At 57.6% G+C, this 15,292-nt stretch carries 13 protein-coding genes and 1 pseudogene; 4 read left to right on the forward strand and 10 right to left on the reverse strand.

The annotated features are described in order from the left end of the window. The 4 genes and pseudogenes from IM760_RS18275 to IM760_RS18295 form a co-directional block, all read left to right on the forward strand. On the forward strand, positions 1 to 712 hold a 712-nt coding region (locus IM760_RS18275), incomplete at its 5' end, for a DMT family transporter (protein ID WP_204431673.1). Between the two features lie 702 nt (positions 713 to 1,414). Continuing rightward, positions 1,415 to 1,696 carry a DUF5676 family membrane protein gene (locus IM760_RS18280; protein ID WP_089034384.1) on the forward strand — a complete coding sequence of 94 codons (282 nt, stop codon included), beginning with the start codon at positions 1,415 to 1,417 and terminating at the stop codon, positions 1,694 to 1,696. A gap of 63 nt (positions 1,697 to 1,759) precedes the next feature. Further along, positions 1,760 to 3,442, forward strand: a pseudogene (locus IM760_RS18290) (BCCT family transporter). 215 nt (positions 3,443 to 3,657) lie between these two features. Beyond that, complete coding sequence (locus IM760_RS18295; protein WP_089034385.1) at positions 3,658 to 4,935, forward strand: ATP-grasp domain-containing protein; 1,278 nt, start codon at positions 3,658 to 3,660, stop codon at positions 4,933 to 4,935. Positions 4,936 to 5,023: 88 nt separating this feature from the next. On the opposite strand, the gene IM760_RS18300 is transcribed toward IM760_RS18295, so the two are convergent. The 10 genes from IM760_RS18300 to IM760_RS18350 form a co-directional block, all read right to left on the reverse strand. After that, on the reverse strand, positions 5,024 to 5,482 hold the full coding sequence (locus IM760_RS18300) for an ATPase (RefSeq protein ID WP_089034386.1): 459 nt from the start codon (positions 5,480 to 5,482) through the stop codon (positions 5,024 to 5,026). Positions 5,483 to 5,552: 70 nt separating this feature from the next. Further along, positions 5,553 to 6,917, reverse strand: a complete 1,365-nt coding sequence (locus tag IM760_RS18305; RefSeq protein WP_089034387.1) for an NADH-quinone oxidoreductase subunit N — start codon at positions 6,915 to 6,917, stop codon at positions 5,553 to 5,555. Beyond that, positions 6,917 to 8,386, reverse strand: coding sequence for a complex I subunit 4 family protein (locus IM760_RS18310; RefSeq protein ID WP_062816629.1), 1,470 nt, complete (start codon positions 8,384 to 8,386; stop codon positions 6,917 to 6,919). Before IM760_RS18310 ends, IM760_RS18305 begins: the two co-directional genes overlap by 1 nt. Before the next feature lie 15 nt (positions 8,387 to 8,401). Further along, entirely contained in the window at positions 8,402 to 10,312 is a 1,911-nt protein-coding gene (locus IM760_RS18315) for an NADH-quinone oxidoreductase subunit 5 family protein (protein ID WP_089034388.1), read from the reverse strand. Continuing rightward, positions 10,309 to 10,620, reverse strand: a complete 312-nt coding sequence (nuoK, locus tag IM760_RS18320) for an NADH-quinone oxidoreductase subunit NuoK (protein WP_008930119.1) — start codon at positions 10,618 to 10,620, stop codon at positions 10,309 to 10,311. The genes IM760_RS18315 and nuoK overlap by 4 nt, the downstream gene beginning before the upstream one ends. Continuing rightward, a complete protein-coding gene (locus IM760_RS18325; RefSeq protein WP_008930118.1) occupies positions 10,617 to 11,183 on the reverse strand; it encodes an NADH-quinone oxidoreductase subunit J family protein in 567 nt (188 codons plus the stop codon). The genes nuoK and IM760_RS18325 overlap by 4 nt, the downstream gene beginning before the upstream one ends. After that, positions 11,183 to 12,079, reverse strand: coding sequence for a complex I subunit 1/NuoH family protein (locus tag IM760_RS18330; protein ID WP_008930117.1), 897 nt, complete (start codon positions 12,077 to 12,079; stop codon positions 11,183 to 11,185). Before IM760_RS18330 ends, IM760_RS18325 begins: the two co-directional genes overlap by 1 nt. Continuing rightward, positions 12,076 to 14,199, reverse strand: a complete 2,124-nt coding sequence (locus tag IM760_RS19145; RefSeq protein ID WP_420838128.1) for a heavy metal-binding domain-containing protein — start codon at positions 14,197 to 14,199, stop codon at positions 12,076 to 12,078. Before IM760_RS19145 ends, IM760_RS18330 begins: the two co-directional genes overlap by 4 nt. Next, positions 14,169 to 14,531 (reverse strand): NADH-quinone oxidoreductase subunit A, encoded by a 363-nt coding sequence (locus IM760_RS18345; RefSeq protein ID WP_062816625.1) that lies wholly within the window; start codon positions 14,529 to 14,531, stop codon positions 14,169 to 14,171. The genes IM760_RS19145 and IM760_RS18345 overlap by 31 nt, the downstream gene beginning before the upstream one ends. A 203-nt stretch (positions 14,532 to 14,734) precedes the next feature. Continuing rightward, positions 14,735 to 15,055 carry a P-II family nitrogen regulator gene (locus tag IM760_RS18350; RefSeq protein ID WP_062816624.1) on the reverse strand — a complete coding sequence of 107 codons (321 nt, stop codon included), beginning with the start codon at positions 15,053 to 15,055 and terminating at the stop codon, positions 14,735 to 14,737. Positions 15,056 to 15,292 lie beyond the last annotated feature (237 nt).

Here is a 15,292-nt window from a genome sequence, read left to right on the forward strand (position 1 = left end):
AGGGTGGTATCAGATTGATGGGGTGAAGGTGCCCCATCAACCATTAAATCCGTATCCAATGTTTCTAGCAGCAGGACACCTATCACCGGGACTGGCAACTGTCCTGGCAAGTACTCAGCCCCTGATTGCCGCAGCGATCGCCGCCGCTTGGCTCGGAGAAACGTTGAAGACCAAGGGCATAGCCGGACTTGTCATAGGTTTTTTGGGCGTCACCTTGCTTTCTTGGTCCGGATTCGACAATAACAATGCCGGTTATCTATGGGGAATTACCTGGGTTCTTGTGGGCGCCATCGGAATAGCCATCGGCAACATTTTATTAAAGAAGCGTGCCGGGGGATCAGTTGCCGCACCCATGGCCGTCCAGTTATTAATAGGCGGCGGAATACTCTTTCTTGCATCCGCGGTGGGCGGCGAACAGTGGGAAATTCGGTGGACATTTCGGTTCACCGGTTCCCTGCTCATTCTATCCGCTCTGGCGACAGCCGCCATGATGTATTTATGGTTCGCCCTGCTGGCCCGCGCCCCCTTAAACCGATTGAACGTCTTCAGCTTTCTAACCCCGGCACTTGGGTTGCTAATTGGATTTATGTTCTTTGAAGAGCGACTCCAACCCGTCCAAATTCTTGGAATAATTGTTGTCATTGTCGGTATAGCCATAATGCAAGGGAGAGGTGCTGTGGCAGCCGCCGACGAGAGTGCAACACCGCCTTAGTCGCTAGAGTCCTTCCTCCTTACTATAAAGATGGAGTGGAAAACCCCGTAACAGGAGTAAAATGTGATAGAACGAATGCGCCAAGGAGCACCCACCAGCCGATTATCGGTAGTCTTGCCGGAACTCCCCCTGGCGGGATTTGGTTTTTTGACGCACTTTTTATGGGAGATGCTTCAAGTACCCTGGTTCATGGGTATGGCGAATTCGTCTCACGGCTCTGTGGTTTGGCTGTGTATCCAGGCTACCGGCGGCGATGTGCTGATTCTACTGGCCAGCTTCTGGTTTTCCTCAATAGTCTTTGGACACCGTCGATGGCTCATCGAGGGAAAACGAAAGCCTGCTATCACCCTTCTGGTTGCGGCACTTCTCGTAACCATCGTCATGGAATGGCTGGCGACTGGCCCGCTAGAGCGGTGGACATACGCAGACTCCATGCCGATCATACCGCTGTTAGGCGTGGGGCTAGCTCCACTTCTGCAGTGGATTATTCTCCCGCCACTGATAATGTGGCTGTCGCACAGACATATGCTTGGCTGCATGGCAATTCGATCCAGTCGTGCGGTTTAGCTGCATAAGAGCACTGGCTCTCTGCGCCGGCACAAGCGCTTACGCCGGTCAAAAACTGAGCAGACAAAATCGCCGACACAAGCTTGTTTAAGGCAAAGAATTCAGAATTTCTATAACGAGAAGAGGAAACGAGCCATGAACCAATCTACCGCAGTGAATACCAGTTTGCGGACTATTCCGCTAGGCAACACCCTGTCAGTTCTGTTAGTAATCAGCTATCTGCTGTGCGTAGGCTTTGGCCTGCTCGCCCCGGCGCAGATGCGTATGTACGAAGCTTGGGCGCCTTTATTGCCCGGCTTCGAATGGCTTACGTGGTCGGGATTTTTAATTGGATTAGTTGAAGCCTATTTGTACGGTTGGTACATCGCGGCTCTGTTTGTGTCTTTGTATCGCTGGTTCTCAAAAGAGAGACAATGATTATTTTTAATGGATCCTACGTCGAAACGGGTAGAAACGTGAGAACTGTCTGGTGAGCTATTTATGAACCGATTAACAACTTTCCTGAAGAGACACCTCGGTGATGTCGGGGTGGTTTTCTACACCTCACTACTCATTATTACCGCCTTTGTCGTCACCTCTGCCCTTCAGCCGGAAACTGTTGAAGCAATCGCCCAGAAAGTCCTCGATGCAACCGCCAAAAATGTTGGTTGGATGTACTTGATGGCAACCACCGGCTTTGTACTATTTATCTTTTTCCTGGCGTTCTCCAGGTTCGGAAACCTCCGCCTGGGCCAGGAGAACGAGTTGCCGGAGTTCTCCTTCACCAGCTGGCTGGCCATGATTTTCTCGGGGGGCATGGGCGTTGGACTGGTGTTCTGGGGCGTGGCGGAACCCATCATGCACTTGAACGTTCCGCCCCTGGGCCTTGCCGAGCCGCGCAGCGTAGAGGCGGCGCAGCTGGGCATGCGTTACTCGTTCTTTCACTGAGGTTTTCACCAATGGGCCAACTTTACCCTTGTGGGTCTGGCTATCGCTTATGTCCGTTTTCGCCACCATAGCTATGGTTTGATCAGCGAAACATTCCGCCCCCTGTTGGGAGAGCGAGTAGACCGCGGTTGGGGAAAAGCCATCGATATTCTGGCGGTAGTATCCACCTTGTTCGGGGTTGCAACGACTCTGGGGCTTGGCGCGCTGGAGGTCAATAGCGGCCTCTCCCGGCTGGGTGTAATGGATTACTCGACCACATCGCAGTTTATGATCCTGGGAGGGCTTGCAACGCTTTTTACCATATCGGCCATGACGCCACTCGACAAGGGCATACGCCATCTCAGTAACGCCAACCTTGTAATCGCGAGCGGCCTCCTGCTCTTCGTCCTGGTCACGGGACCCACGGCCTTTATTTTTGGTGAGCTCACCCAAACGCTTGGCGAGTATCTCGGAAACCTCATCGAAATGAGCCTGGTAACCGCCCCCCACTCCGACGAAAAGTGGGTGGAGCAGTGGACCATGTTTTACTGGGCATGGGGGTTAAGCTGGGCGCCCTTCGTGGGGAGTTTTATCGCCCGAATATCAAGGGGAAGAACCATTCGGGAGTTCGTCATGGGGGTAATGGTCATTCCCGTCGCCTTGAGCATGCTGTGGTTCTCAACCTTTGGTGGTTCCGCCATCCATTTCGAACTGTTTGAAGGCGTCGGTATCGCCGATGCCGTGGCAGAAGAAGTTCCATCCGGTCTTTACGTACTTTTAGATCAACTGCCTTGGGGTGGGGTCGCCGCTGTTCTGGCGGTCATACTGGTCTCGATGTTTGTGGTCACCTCTGCGGACTCAGCCACCTTCGTACTGGGCATGTTCACCTCCAAGGGTGTACTAACGCCAACACGCTTTGTTCGAGTGCTCTGGGGCTGCTTGCAGCTGTTAATGGCCTCCGTGCTCTTGCTGAGCGGCGGGCTGAACGGGCTCCGCACTCTTTCCATTGTCGCCGCATTTCCTTTTATGTTGCTGATGGTCCTAATGGCTTTCTCTCTTCATAAAGACCTTGCGACAGACATTAGGCGCCGCGAAGAGAAAAACGCAATGATGCATGTCCGCATGGAGCAATGGCTGCTGAGAGAGTCTGAGCGGGAAGCGGAGCGTCAGGAAGAAGAGGAACTCCATCCAAGCGCGCCCGAGCAATGTCCGGGATTGAGCCGGACAGGACAATCGACCCAGATAGAAGAGACGTAGCTGGTGAAACAACAAGGGGCCAAGTTACCCTGGCCGACGCCCTTTCCTGGGCTTACGGTACCGGACGATGAAATGCCCAATTGAGAAAGTACGGACTGAAAAACCACTCGTTACCAAATCCACCGCTTCATCAAGCGGTTTCCATGGCCCAAGTACAGCGCATTTTGCTACAATCCCGAGAACTTTCGTAAACCTACGATCATTTGGTATGACCTGTGCACCCAACTAATGAAATTTCACAGCAGGCAGAGGCAAAAAGACTCAACCAAAGTTGTTCCTGCGTCACTCTCGATCGGCCAGCGGTAGCTCAGGATATCGCCCATCAACTGGGTGAAGGCGCCGAGGATATTTTGTCCAGCGAGGCCTGGCATCAACTTTTCTCCAACGTTGCTGTCTTTGTTCCCGACCAAGATCTGGCCAAGATGCAGGCCTTGGTTCGCGCATTGGAAGCGGCCGCTGCGCTCTCCGACTATCGAGAGAAGGTGTTGTCCTGGGCACCATCGACAGCACGGCTCGACCCCGGTCCCGCTGGTGCCTTTATGGGCTATGACTTCCATCTTGGCGACGATGGACCACGTCTAATCGAGATTAACACCAATGCCGGAGGTGCGTTTCTCAATGCGATTCTTGTCCGTGCCCAAAAACGATGCTGTGGCGGTGCGACCAATGAACTCTGGACCGAGGACTTTGACCGCGAGGTGATCCGTCAGTTCGAAAGCGAATGGCGCGCCCAGCGCGGCAGCAGACGCCTGGAGACAATCGCGATCGTCGATGATCAGCCAGAGGAACAGTACCTCTATCCGGAATTCAGGCTCGCTCAGAGGTTGCTGCAGAGGGGCGGAATCGAGACCCACATTCTGTCCCCCAAAGATTTTCAGCTTAATAACGGAGTGCTGTACGGCAACGGCAAACGAATCGATCTGGTGTACAATCGGTTGGTGGACTTCGGACTCGAAGCCCCCGATCACGCCACCTTACGCGCGGCCTGGTCGGTGGGAGGCGCTGTTATAACCCCCAACCCCCACATTCACGCACTGTTCGCGAACAAACGCAATTTGGCTGTTCTGTCAGATCAAACGACCTTGAGGGAGTGGGGCCTGAGCGCTGAGAACGCCGAATTGCTTCGCCAAAGTATTCCGCGCACCCAGTTAGTCGATGCCGCCAATGGCGAAGAACTCTGGCGGCAGCGACGGCAATTGTTTTTCAAACCTGTAGCGGGTCATGGCAGCAAAGGAGTTTACAAAGGCAGCAAACTCACAAAAAGCGCCTTTGCCCGAATTCTAGAAAGCGACTACATCGCGCAGACCTATGTGCCACCTTCAGAACGCCTGGTGATGGTCGATGACGAGAGGGAAATGCTCAAGGTCGACGTACGTCTATATACCTATCGCGGCGAGCTGCTGTTGGCGGCGGCGCGCTTGTATCGGGGCCAGACCACCAATTTTCGCACCCCAGGTGGTGGCTTTGCACCAGTTCTCCTCAAGCAAACCTAGCGGGAGACATTTCCGCCCGCCAAGAAGTACCGGGCCGGCAGCGGCCTCCGCGCGCTGACTCCAGCAAAAACGGATAGCCCTATTTTACTTACATGTCATCCATGCGCCCTATCTGCCGTACCAAGCGCTTGGTTTCATGCTCTTCCATATCCAGCAATGACTGCACCAGTTCTGTGACCTCGGGTATTTCTGCCTTTTCGATAAGCGTTCGGTAAAGACTGATGATTTGTTCGTGGAAATCGACCACTTCCATCTCTACTGAAGTGGCATCCATTTTGGCGTAGTGATCGTCGCAATCCAGGTGGGTGGTAATAGGAGTGTGCGGCATGTAATCGTACACATAAGTGCGAGCTGCGCTGGGATCAGCCTGCTGTTCAAACCCTGCCACTATTTTCTCTATTTCCGCTTCGTGCGAGGCCAGATACTCAAGCAGCAGAGAAGCGCGTTCATTTTGATGAAGCGGAGCGCAATGAGACAGGCACTTTGCCAGGCTCCCGTGCAACTTTCGGCTCCATTCAATCAGGTCAAAAATAGTTTCAACTTTCATGCTAAACCTCTTGTCTGAATTTAAAAATACGTCGCTTAAAACGTCAGCGACCATGGTACTAGGAATGCCATTACGTCATCGGAATCACAAGGAAGAACTGCGCAGCCAACCCGATGATGACCGTGCCTGAAAGCGCGGTTATCGCCACCATGCTCAGCCAATATTCGGGGGCATTCGGAGCCGCCTCCCCTTGCCGGTACATGGGTACAATAATGCGCAAATACACCGCCAGCGAAAGCACACTATTGACAATCCCCACCACCGCCAGCCACGTGAATTGGGCATCTATGACAGCCGCAAAAATCAGGAACTTGCCCACGAAACCAGCAAGTGGCGGAATGCCGACCAACGACAGCAGAAATAGCACCATTGCGATCCCCATTAATGGCCTGTTGCGCCCCAGGCCATTGAAATCGGTCAAGGTGCGTCCGACCATGGCAACAATGGCGAAGGCACCTAGGTTCATGGCCGCGTAGGCGGCGGCGAATAGAATGATCGATGGCAAGGCAAGCGCGCTTGAGCCCACGGCCAAAATGCCCAGCAGGAAGTAACCGGACTGCGCAATTGATGAGTAAGCCAACAGCCGAACGACATTATCCTGCGCCAATGCGGCGAGGTAGCCGTACGTCATACTCAGTACCGCCAGCCCCGCAATAGCTGCGGGCCAACCGCTCTCCATGGGCAGGTCTCGAAGCACTTGGGTTAGCGCGAACAGAGCGCCGACTTTGGGCACCACAGACAGGTAGGCGGCTATCGATAAGGGCCCGCCTTGATAAGCGTCTGGCACCCAGAAATGAAACGGAACCAATGACGCCTTATAGCCGAGGCCGACAATCGCCGTCACCAGGCCGAGGATGGCGGCTAGCGGCATGGCGTCGGCGCGCGCGAGATCAGAGAGCAGCGTGGAGCCAGCGGCGCCGAACCAGTAACTCAAGCCAAAGACCATCACCGCGCCGGTAACCGAGCCGAATACAAAGTATTTCATGGCGGCTTCGGTGGCCGGGTCATCGTCCGGGTAGGCCACCAGCGCGAAGCTGGCCAGGCTGGTCAACAAGACGCCCAGCACTAGAAACATCATATCGCCGCTTCCGGCCAGAACGAGTGCACCAAAAGTGGCAAAGCACAGCAAACTGTAGACCGTGCCCTCACGAACGGTGCCTCGCACATCCACGCGCGCCAGCAACAGGGAAAGCACGGTGGCGGGCAACAGGATAAGTTTGGCCCAAATACTGAGCGTGTCGATTCGGAAGCTGCCCCCGAACACGGCGGCGTCGGTGCCCAGCATACTCAAGGTCAAGCCCGTGGCGATGAACAGGCCCACGATGGCAACCGCCAAGGCAACGCGCGGCCAGCGCAGCATTTCCGCAATCAGTGCACCGACCGCCGTTAACAGAACGGCTATTTCGGGAATTAATAACGCAAGGTCATGACCCATTACAGCACCAACGCCGAGGTCGTCCGATGAATGATGTCCAGCACCCAGGACGGCGCCACCCCGGTAACTAGGGTAAGCACCAGCAGTGGCGCCACGGCGAGCAGTTCCCGCACGCTCAGGTCGGGCATGCTATGCCAGCGTTGCTGGGGCTCGCCAAGGAAGGTTTCGCGGATTGCCTTGAGAAAAGTGCCGGCAATGATCGCGATGCCCAGTATCGCGACAACAGCGGCGGGCACAGTGCCCAGAGTGCTGAGAAATATCTGGAACTCGGCCGGAAAGTGCGCCAGACCAGGCAGACCAAGGGACGCGAAGGCTGCCAGCATAAATGACCAGCCCAGCAGCGGAACCGTTTTAAGTAGGCCACCGAATTCACCCATTTCCCGAGTATGCGCACGCTCCTGAATCATGCCCACCAGGAAGAACAATGCACCGGTCACCAGGCCGTGACTGAACATCTGCAGGACGGCGCCATCGAGGGCGGTGGCACGCACTGAGGGGTCTAGGGTCAGTGCGGCCACGGCGACGCCGATGATCACATAGCCCATGTGGTTGATCGAGGTATAGGCCACCAGGCGCTTGAGATCGGTCTGCGCCAGAGCGGCGAAGGCGCCATAGAGCGCGCCGATGACACCGAAAACCAAAACAACGACGCCGGCTTCGCGGAACGCCTCCGGAGTCATTTGTAGAGCGAAGCGAACCAGCCCATAGGTTCCAAATTTCAGCATGATGCCGGCCAGGATGACACTGCCGATAGTCGGCGCCTGAACGTGGGCGGCAGGTAACCAAGTGTGCAGCGGTACGGCGGGGATCTTGACCGCGAAAGTAACCAGCATGGCGACCAACGCCCACATGGCCGCGGCCCCTTCAAGCGGTGGATTAGCGATCCAGGCGCGCATGTCGAAGCTGGGATCGGGACTGCCGAGGTAAAGCCCCAGGATGGCGAGCAATAACGGCAGGCTGCCCAGAAGCGTGTAGATAAAGAACATCAGAGCCGCCCGCTGCCGGTCCTCATGCCCCCAGCCGGCAATCATGAAATACATCGACACTAGGGAGACTTCGAAGAACACATAGAACAGAATTCCGTCGAGGGCGGTAAAGGTGCCGATAGCCGCAGTTTCCAGAAGTAGAACCAAAGCCACGTAGGCGCGCGGGCGCTCGCGCAGCGACGAAGCATAGATGAACGCCACCAAAAACAGCATGGCACTCAGCAGCACTAAGGGCAGGCTGATACCATCCACCCCGACCCGGTAGGCGGCACCGATGGCCGGAATCCATTCGAGCTCTTCGACTTGGGAAAAGCCCGCGCCACTCACTCCCTCCAGCCACATGGCCAGCGCGCCGACCAGAGTTAAACCGGCGGTGCCAATACCAATGCTGTGTACGGTTCGCGCCGTTGGCCTCGGAAGGGCCAGAATCAGGACGGCACCGGCGAGCGGCAAAAACAGAGTAAGTGATACAACTGGTAGCATGAGTATGGCTGTCCTCTAGAAACTCAATGAAGCCGAAAGCAGTATGATCAGTGTTACGGCGGTAACCACGGCGCTGATAGCCAGACTGTGGTGAATCCAACCGCTTTGCAGGGAGCGGGCACGGTCTCCCCAGCCTCGCACGCCGGCCACCAGGGAGAAGATCAGGCCGTCGATTCGGCGCTCATCTCCTACCCGAACCAAATGCGCCACGGCCAAGCTGGCACGGCCAGTACACAACACCGCCGCATACAAACCTCGTTCCACGCGCCCGCAACCTCGAGCAATGAAGAGGCCTCCACGGCCGACACTCAGGACGGTCGCGTATAGGCCACGCTCCAGGCGCTGGCAGCCGTAGGCAATGGCCATGGCTGGTCGGCCGATCCAGAAGGTGAGCCCTCCGGCGATGACCAGCCCCGATTGTGCCCAGGGGTGGAAAGGGCCAAGCAGGCGCGGTGCCGGTACCAGCCAGCCCAGCGCCAGGCCGACCACTGCCGCGAGAAGTCCGAACAGCATGGCGGTAGTGCCATGGGCTTCAGGGCCGGGTAAACCCAACAAGGCTTCAATGGGACCGAAGGTCAGACCCAGGAAGACGGCTGGGATTACCAGGGCCCATACTCCCACCCCCATCCAGCGGGCACCGGCGACCGGACGGCTTTCGCTCTCGCCCTCCTCGCGCTCGAGCCATAGCATCCGAAGCGCGCGAGCCAGGTAGGCGCCAGTCAGCAGTGTGCCCGCCAGTGCCAGCGGAGCGAGCCAGGCGGTACTTGGTGCGGACAGCGCGGCGGCGATCACCGCGTCCTTTGAGAAGAAGCCGCTCAGCGGTGGAGCACCCACCAGGGCCATCGCTGCCAATGCGAAGCCGAGGAAAGTCCAGCGCCGATCGCGCCCTACACCCCGCAAGCACCTCAAAGCCGTGCCGCCGCGCGCATGCTGAAATTCACCAGTCGCTAAAAACAGGCCGCTCTTGATGGCGGCATGGGCGAGCAGATGCAGCAACGCCGCCAGCGGCACACCGGCGCCGACCGCAATCAGCATCAGACCATACTGACTGGCGGTTGAGGCTGCCAGCAGGCGTTTGAGGTCGCGTTCGGCCAGCGCAATCAGCCCTGCCGCCACGGTAGTAATACCGCCCACCAGCCCAATAGCGAGCAAAACGTTCGGCGCCAGCAGCGGCGCTACGCGGATCAGTAAAATGGCGCCAGCTGCCACCAATGTCGCCGAATGCAACAACGCCGACACCGGTGTTGGCCCCGCCATGGCGCGCATAAGCCAATCCTGCAAGGGGACCTGGGCGGACTTGCCCATGGCGGCCAGCAGCAACAAAAGCCCGGCCGCCACGGCGGTGCCTCCGTCGACATTCAGGGTGGCGGCGATCTGGCTGGTGCCTGCCGCCCCGATGAGGATAAATATAGCGATGTACAGACCAAGGTCGGCGCTGCGGGTGTAGAGAAAGGCACGGCTCGCGGCGTTCGCCGCTTCGGGTCGCTGAAACCAGAAGCCGATCAGCAGGTAACTGCACAACCCGATCAGCTCCCAGGCGACGAGCACCAGAATCCAGTCGCCGGCCAGCACCAGGGCCTGCATGGCGGCAACAAACAGGGACATGAGGGCAAAAAATCGGGGTAAACCGGACTCCCGCTTCATATAGCCCACCGAATAAATCAGTACGCAAGTCGCCACGGCGGCCACCAACACACTGAACAGCGCGGTTAGCGGCTCGGCGGTCAACCGCAAGGGCAGATCCGGCAAGCCTGGCAGCACCAGGGGTGCGGAGTCACCACTGGCGGTCGCCCCTAAAAGCCTAAGGCTTGCCGCCAGGCTGAGTGCGACCCCGGCCAACGCCAAAATAGCCGCTCCCCGGCGCAGCAGCAGAATGGCAGCGGCCGCAAGCAAAGGGAACACTATGGGAAAGACCAGGTCACTCATCCTTTCAGGTCTCCTGCCTCTTCCATCTCGACCGAGCCCTTGGCCCGGAAGCGTGCAATTGCGACGCCGAAACCGACGGCCATCTCCACTGCCATAACCGTCATCACCACCAGCACAAACATCTGTCCGGCGTAGACCTCCGGATGCAGAAAGCGCCAAAAGGCCACCAGGTTCACCAGCGCGCCCGCCAGAATCAGCTCCACGCCCATCATTATCATGACCAGATTAGTCTGCGAGAGCGCGCCATAGATACCGACACCAAAGAGAATGGCGCCGGTCAGAAGTGCCAGGATCAGTACCGGAGTCATTTTGAAGCCTCCTGTTCTTTATCACCGTTTCCCTTGTCGAGCTTTCCTGTGTCGACGCCGGGCTGGCGCACCGGAATCGCTACTGCCGTAGCCGCGATCATTGCGGTCAGGATGGTGATGGCGGCGGTCTCGAAAACCAGCATAGAGCGACCCAACATTTCAAAACCGAGTTCCCGCGTTTGCATTGCGGCATCCGGCGCCTCGGCGACTATCGGTCCCCAATCAGAGAACAGCGCTACCGAGATGGCGGTGGCGGCGGCAATGGCTCCGGCGCCAATCGAAAAGCGCTTCTGGTGGCTCATATCCATCCCGCCAAGCCCACCGGGGTCCATCATGAACATCACCATGAAGATGGCCATGATGCTCATTTCGGTGGCCATCATCATAATCTGCAGCACGCCCAGGAATTCGGCCTGCATGGCCAGAAACATGCAGCCCACGGCGGCCTGCGAAAACAGCAGCGCCAATGCAGAACGCACCATAGACGCAGTACGGAACACCGCCACACCGAAACCAATCGCTGCCAGCCCGAATACGCCGACAAAAAAAGCCTGAACAACCATTAAGGCACCACCAGGATGAGCAATCCGACTATCAAGATATTGAGCAATGCCAGAGGGATCCCGAGCTTCCAGCACCAGCCCAGCAGATCCGCCTCGCGAATACGAGGTAAATAAAAGCCGACCAACAACATCGATACGGCTACCGCCAGAGTCTTGATCAGGCTCCAGGCCCAGGGCGGCAAAAGCGGCCCCTGCCAGCCACCGAGAAAAAACACCGTGGTCGCGGCAGACAGGGTGATTACCATCACCAACCGTGCCAGCCGCAACACTGCCAGGCGCACGCCGGTGTATTCGGCGTCGACCCCGCCGGCCAACTCACCGGGTGCGGTAGGCAGGTCGAAGGGTGAGCGGAACGCCAACGCGATAGCGGCGATGAAAAACAACACAAAGCCCAGCGGTTGGTAAACTATGTTCCATAAACCGGCCTGAGACTCGACGATGGCACTGTTTAGCAGGGACTCAGCGCGCATGGCGGTCGCCGTAATGGGCATGACGATAAGCATGGAGTAGGCGATAAGCTGGCCGAGAAAGCGCCAGCCACCGACCATCGCGTAGGCGCCATTCGGGCCCCAACCCGCCATAATCAGCGATACCAACACATAGGCAAGCACCGCGTTAAGAAACAAGGCGCCGGTGGCCAGATCAGCGATGACCAGATCCGGCGCCAGCGGAAGCACGGCAGCACCGAGCACCGCTACCACCAGCAACAACACTGGCGCGGTCTCGAAAAACAACCGGTCGGGTTTGCGCGCCAGGATGGACTCCCGGCCCAGGTGCGACAGGCCCGCCAGCAGCGGCGCAACCGGTCGCAGGCGGCCGGTCGTTAGCCAGGCCTCAATCACAGCCAGTAACCAAGCGCCAACCAGCAAGGTGAGCAACACTAAGGCGACAGTCATGAGGTCACCTCCCAGGGCGAGAGATCCAGTGACCCGACCGCCACCAGGGCATCGCCCAGCTCCTGGCCCTCGACCAAATCGGCGACCAAGCCGATATGTTGGCTGCAGGCGCTATCCAGCTCGACCGATACCACCTGCCCTCGCTCCTGCGTTAGTCGCAATGTGGCGCGGCCACGCGGCGTTTCCACGGTCGCCTCTCCCGTTCCGGAAGGGTTGTCGATGGCGCGCAGCTTGGGGAGCTCAGGGTCTCCGGCCACCTCCACGAGGTCGAGACTGGTCATGATCTCAACATGCCGCTGCCGGAGACGCGCCCAGGCGTCCCCGGCGCTCTCAGCGCGCATTTCGAAACCCAGCTCGCGATACATTGCATCCGCCTGGCGGGCGTCTTCGGTTCGGCCGGAGGCGCGGGCCACCGTGCCTCGTAGATCCTGGGAGCCGTGGGGCAAAGCTCCGATGCCTTTCAAGCGCGCTTTGAGGAGGGGCGTATGCTCGAGCCGTGCAATGAGCGACTGCAGCGCCGGTCGCAGGGCGACAAGCTGCTCCCGGTCGGCGCGCTGGGTTTCCAATTGCAAAGCCGCCGCACGACGCGTTAACCAGACAAAGCTGAGCTGGCGCCCCAACTGAGCCAGCCAGCCCAGGTGGCTGGCGATGCGCTCGCGCTCAAGAGCGGCCGCCCGGCCCCGCTCGACGGCCGGATCTGGTTCCAGACCGGCCGCCTGCTCGATAGCGCGACAGGCCAAGAGGCGATAACTTACCGGTGCCAACGGCATAGCCGCCGCCAGGCGCTCGATGAAGGTTTCGACCGCCACCTCTTCAGATGACGTGTTCATAGCTACCAGAGATGTTGCTTGGCCCTCGGTCACCCCATCGCCGTCGAGCGTCAAGGTTAGCTTCAATCCGCCCGGCAAACCGGGAAAGCAGGGGCCGAAGGGCACCTCAAGCCAGTCCATTGCCAAACCATCGGCACTGCGGGGCAGGTCTTTGGTAACCTCGACCATGGACATGAATCCGGAACTGTCGTGGTCGTGGTCGTGGTCGTGGTCGTGGTCGTGGTCGTGGTCGTGGTCAGAATGATCATGCCCGTCATGGTCGTGCCCGGAATGGTCATGGTGGTGCTCGTGATCGTGCTCCGACACATCTTCCTTCACGCTCTCGTCTTCTCCGGGCTTATGCGGTTCTAGATCCATGCCGCATTTGGGGCACCTGCCCGGCTCGCTTCTGACTACTTCTGGATGCATGGGACAGATATATTCAGTGCCGGATTGTTCTTGAGCCGGTTCCTGTTGGTGACCGTGATCCTGGCCCTGATGATCCTCATGCTCATGGCAATGAGCATGCTCGTGATCGTCGTCGCCCTGATGCTGTTCGTGGTCATGAGCGTGTTTATGATTCTGGTGATGCCCGTGATGGCGCTCATGACTCTGTCCATGATCATTGTGGTGAGCATGGTGATGATCGTGTCCCTCGCTCTCATGCTTATGATCATGATGATGTTCGTGGTGCTCGTGGCCGCGGTTCTCGTCGTGTTCCCCGGCATCAGAGTCGCCGCCGGCTTCGCGCGCCACCAAGTCCATGCCGCATTTGGGACAGCTACCTGGTTCGTCTTCCACCACTTCTGGGTGCATGGGGCAGACGTATTCGGTTTTGGTTTGCAGGATTGATGAGTCAAAATCGTCGGGCGAGGCGGCGAAGGCGCCTTCGGCCAGCAACCGCTGCAGCCGAGTGGCCGCCTCCATCAGTTCGGTTTGTGAGAGATCCGCAGAAACGTCAGCTTGAGGTAAAGACGAAGGTGCTGACCCACCGAGCACTAGAATAGCTCGCGGCCTAGGCATCTGGGCATAGAGCACTGCTGTGGCCTCATCCAACTTCTGAGATAGCTCACCGACAATCAGAAGCACAGTGGCATCGCGCGGCGTGGCGGCGATGCGCATGTCTGCGGCCGCCAGGTCCAGCCCATGCGCCAGGGCCACTTCCGGCCCAGGGACTACCAGGCAGCTCAAATTGCGCGCCAGAGCCTGCCCAACCCACCTTCGCAGGATAGATGGACGCCCTTTGCGTGCGCCGGCAAGTGTCGTTGCGGCCTCAGACATCACTGCCGCCTCAGAGCGCCCTGGCTCCATCCGTAAAGCAGCCCGAGAAAGAGAATCGCAAGAAACACGCCCATATCAAGTAAAGCAACCAGCCCTACCTCCTTGAACACAACCGCCCAAGGGTACATGTAGGCCATCTCCATATCGAACGCCAAGAACAGCAACGCATAACCGTAATAGCGCGCATGATAACGTCCCCAGACCGGATCGCGTGACAGCACCCCCGCACTCGCCGGCACATCCTTTCCCGGCTCCTGCCGTGTCGCCCCCAAACTACGAGCCAAGCCATAAAGGCTCAACACCGTACCCAGGACACCCAGGGCTAACCCCAGCAGCAATGAGTATTGTTGTGTAGCGCTCATAACGTCTAACTTCTCAAGTTTACTCTGGCACAAGTTCGTGAGATCTAACTCTCTATTGCACAAAAAATATGGAACCCCGTTCAACGAATGGTTCGACGAAGATCAGTTTCAAGTCTAGACACCCTTGCCGGAAGCGCAAACTATCCCTCTACTCACGCGGTCAGAACCTCCGCCTTCTACTGAGTTTTAACAAGTAGATTCGACTACGGCACGTCCTTGAAGTCGCGAATATGCAACAGATCTTCTACCGGGAGAACGGCCACAAACCCGTCGCTGTCGAGCCCCTTGTGGACCGTCCGGGCAATGGTTTTCACTATTTTTTCCGCCCGACCCGCTTCCTCGAATATCTCGGCGCGAACCCAGTCAGCCATAGTGTCCTCTGCATAGTAGTTCCGGTACTCGCCGAAACCGCGTACCTTGGAAACCGTCAAGCCGGACACGCCAATTGCTTTCAGCGCGCCCTCGACTTTTTCAAGTTCTAACGAGGAAAATATTGCCGTTACTTTGCAAAATTTCGTATTCATCATAACTCCACTACATTAAGGAAATTGAGCGACGAGCAACTCAGATCATCCCTTCTTCCAGTAGTTAAACATTCGAAGCTAAACTGCAGTCAAAAACGGTACACACTTCTATTTTCTACGCCTCTTCAAAACTCAGTCGCCACGTTTGTTACATGGCCAATCCGCAAACGCCAGAAAATAGAGGGTAAGCGGATTAAATGGTTGATCTTACCTTTGCATGAGAGTGAGACAGACCGG

The organism is Alloalcanivorax marinus, assembly GCF_016906305.1.
Taxonomy (GTDB): domain Bacteria; phylum Pseudomonadota; class Gammaproteobacteria; order Pseudomonadales; family Alcanivoracaceae; genus Alloalcanivorax; species Alloalcanivorax marinus.

Bases quoted from the DNA above. Each gene is read 5' to 3' on its own strand.
- IM760_RS18330 (WP_008930117.1), bottom strand. From the start codon at position 12,079: ATGACTGTCGCCTTAGTGTTGCTCACCTTGCTGGTTGGCGCTTGGTTA.
- IM760_RS18305 (WP_089034387.1), bottom strand. From the start codon at position 6,917: ATGGGTCATGACCTTGCGTTATTAATTCCCGAAATAGCCGTTCTGTTA.
- IM760_RS18350 (WP_062816624.1), bottom strand. From the start codon at position 15,055: ATGAATACGAAATTTTGCAAAGTAACGGCAATATTTTCCTCGTTAGAA.
- IM760_RS18315 (WP_089034388.1), bottom strand. From the start codon at position 10,312: ATGAGTGACCTGGTCTTTCCCATAGTGTTCCCTTTGCTTGCGGCCGCT.
- IM760_RS18325 (WP_008930118.1), bottom strand. From the start codon at position 11,183: ATGGTTGTTCAGGCTTTTTTTGTCGGCGTATTCGGGCTGGCAGCGATT.
- IM760_RS18300 (WP_089034386.1), bottom strand. From the start codon at position 5,482: ATGAAAGTTGAAACTATTTTTGACCTGATTGAATGGAGCCGAAAGTTG.
- nuoK (WP_008930119.1), bottom strand. From the start codon at position 10,620: ATGACTCCGGTACTGATCCTGGCACTTCTGACCGGCGCCATTCTCTTT.
- IM760_RS18280 (WP_089034384.1), top strand. From the start codon at position 1,415: ATGAACCAATCTACCGCAGTGAATACCAGTTTGCGGACTATTCCGCTA.
- IM760_RS18345 (WP_062816625.1), bottom strand. From the start codon at position 14,531: ATGAGCGCTACACAACAATACTCATTGCTGCTGGGGTTAGCCCTGGGT.
- IM760_RS18310 (WP_062816629.1), bottom strand. From the start codon at position 8,386: ATGCTACCAGTTGTATCACTTACTCTGTTTTTGCCGCTCGCCGGTGCC.
- IM760_RS19145 (WP_420838128.1), bottom strand. From the start codon at position 14,199: ATGGAGCCAGGGCGCTCTGAGGCGGCAGTGATGTCTGAGGCCGCAACG.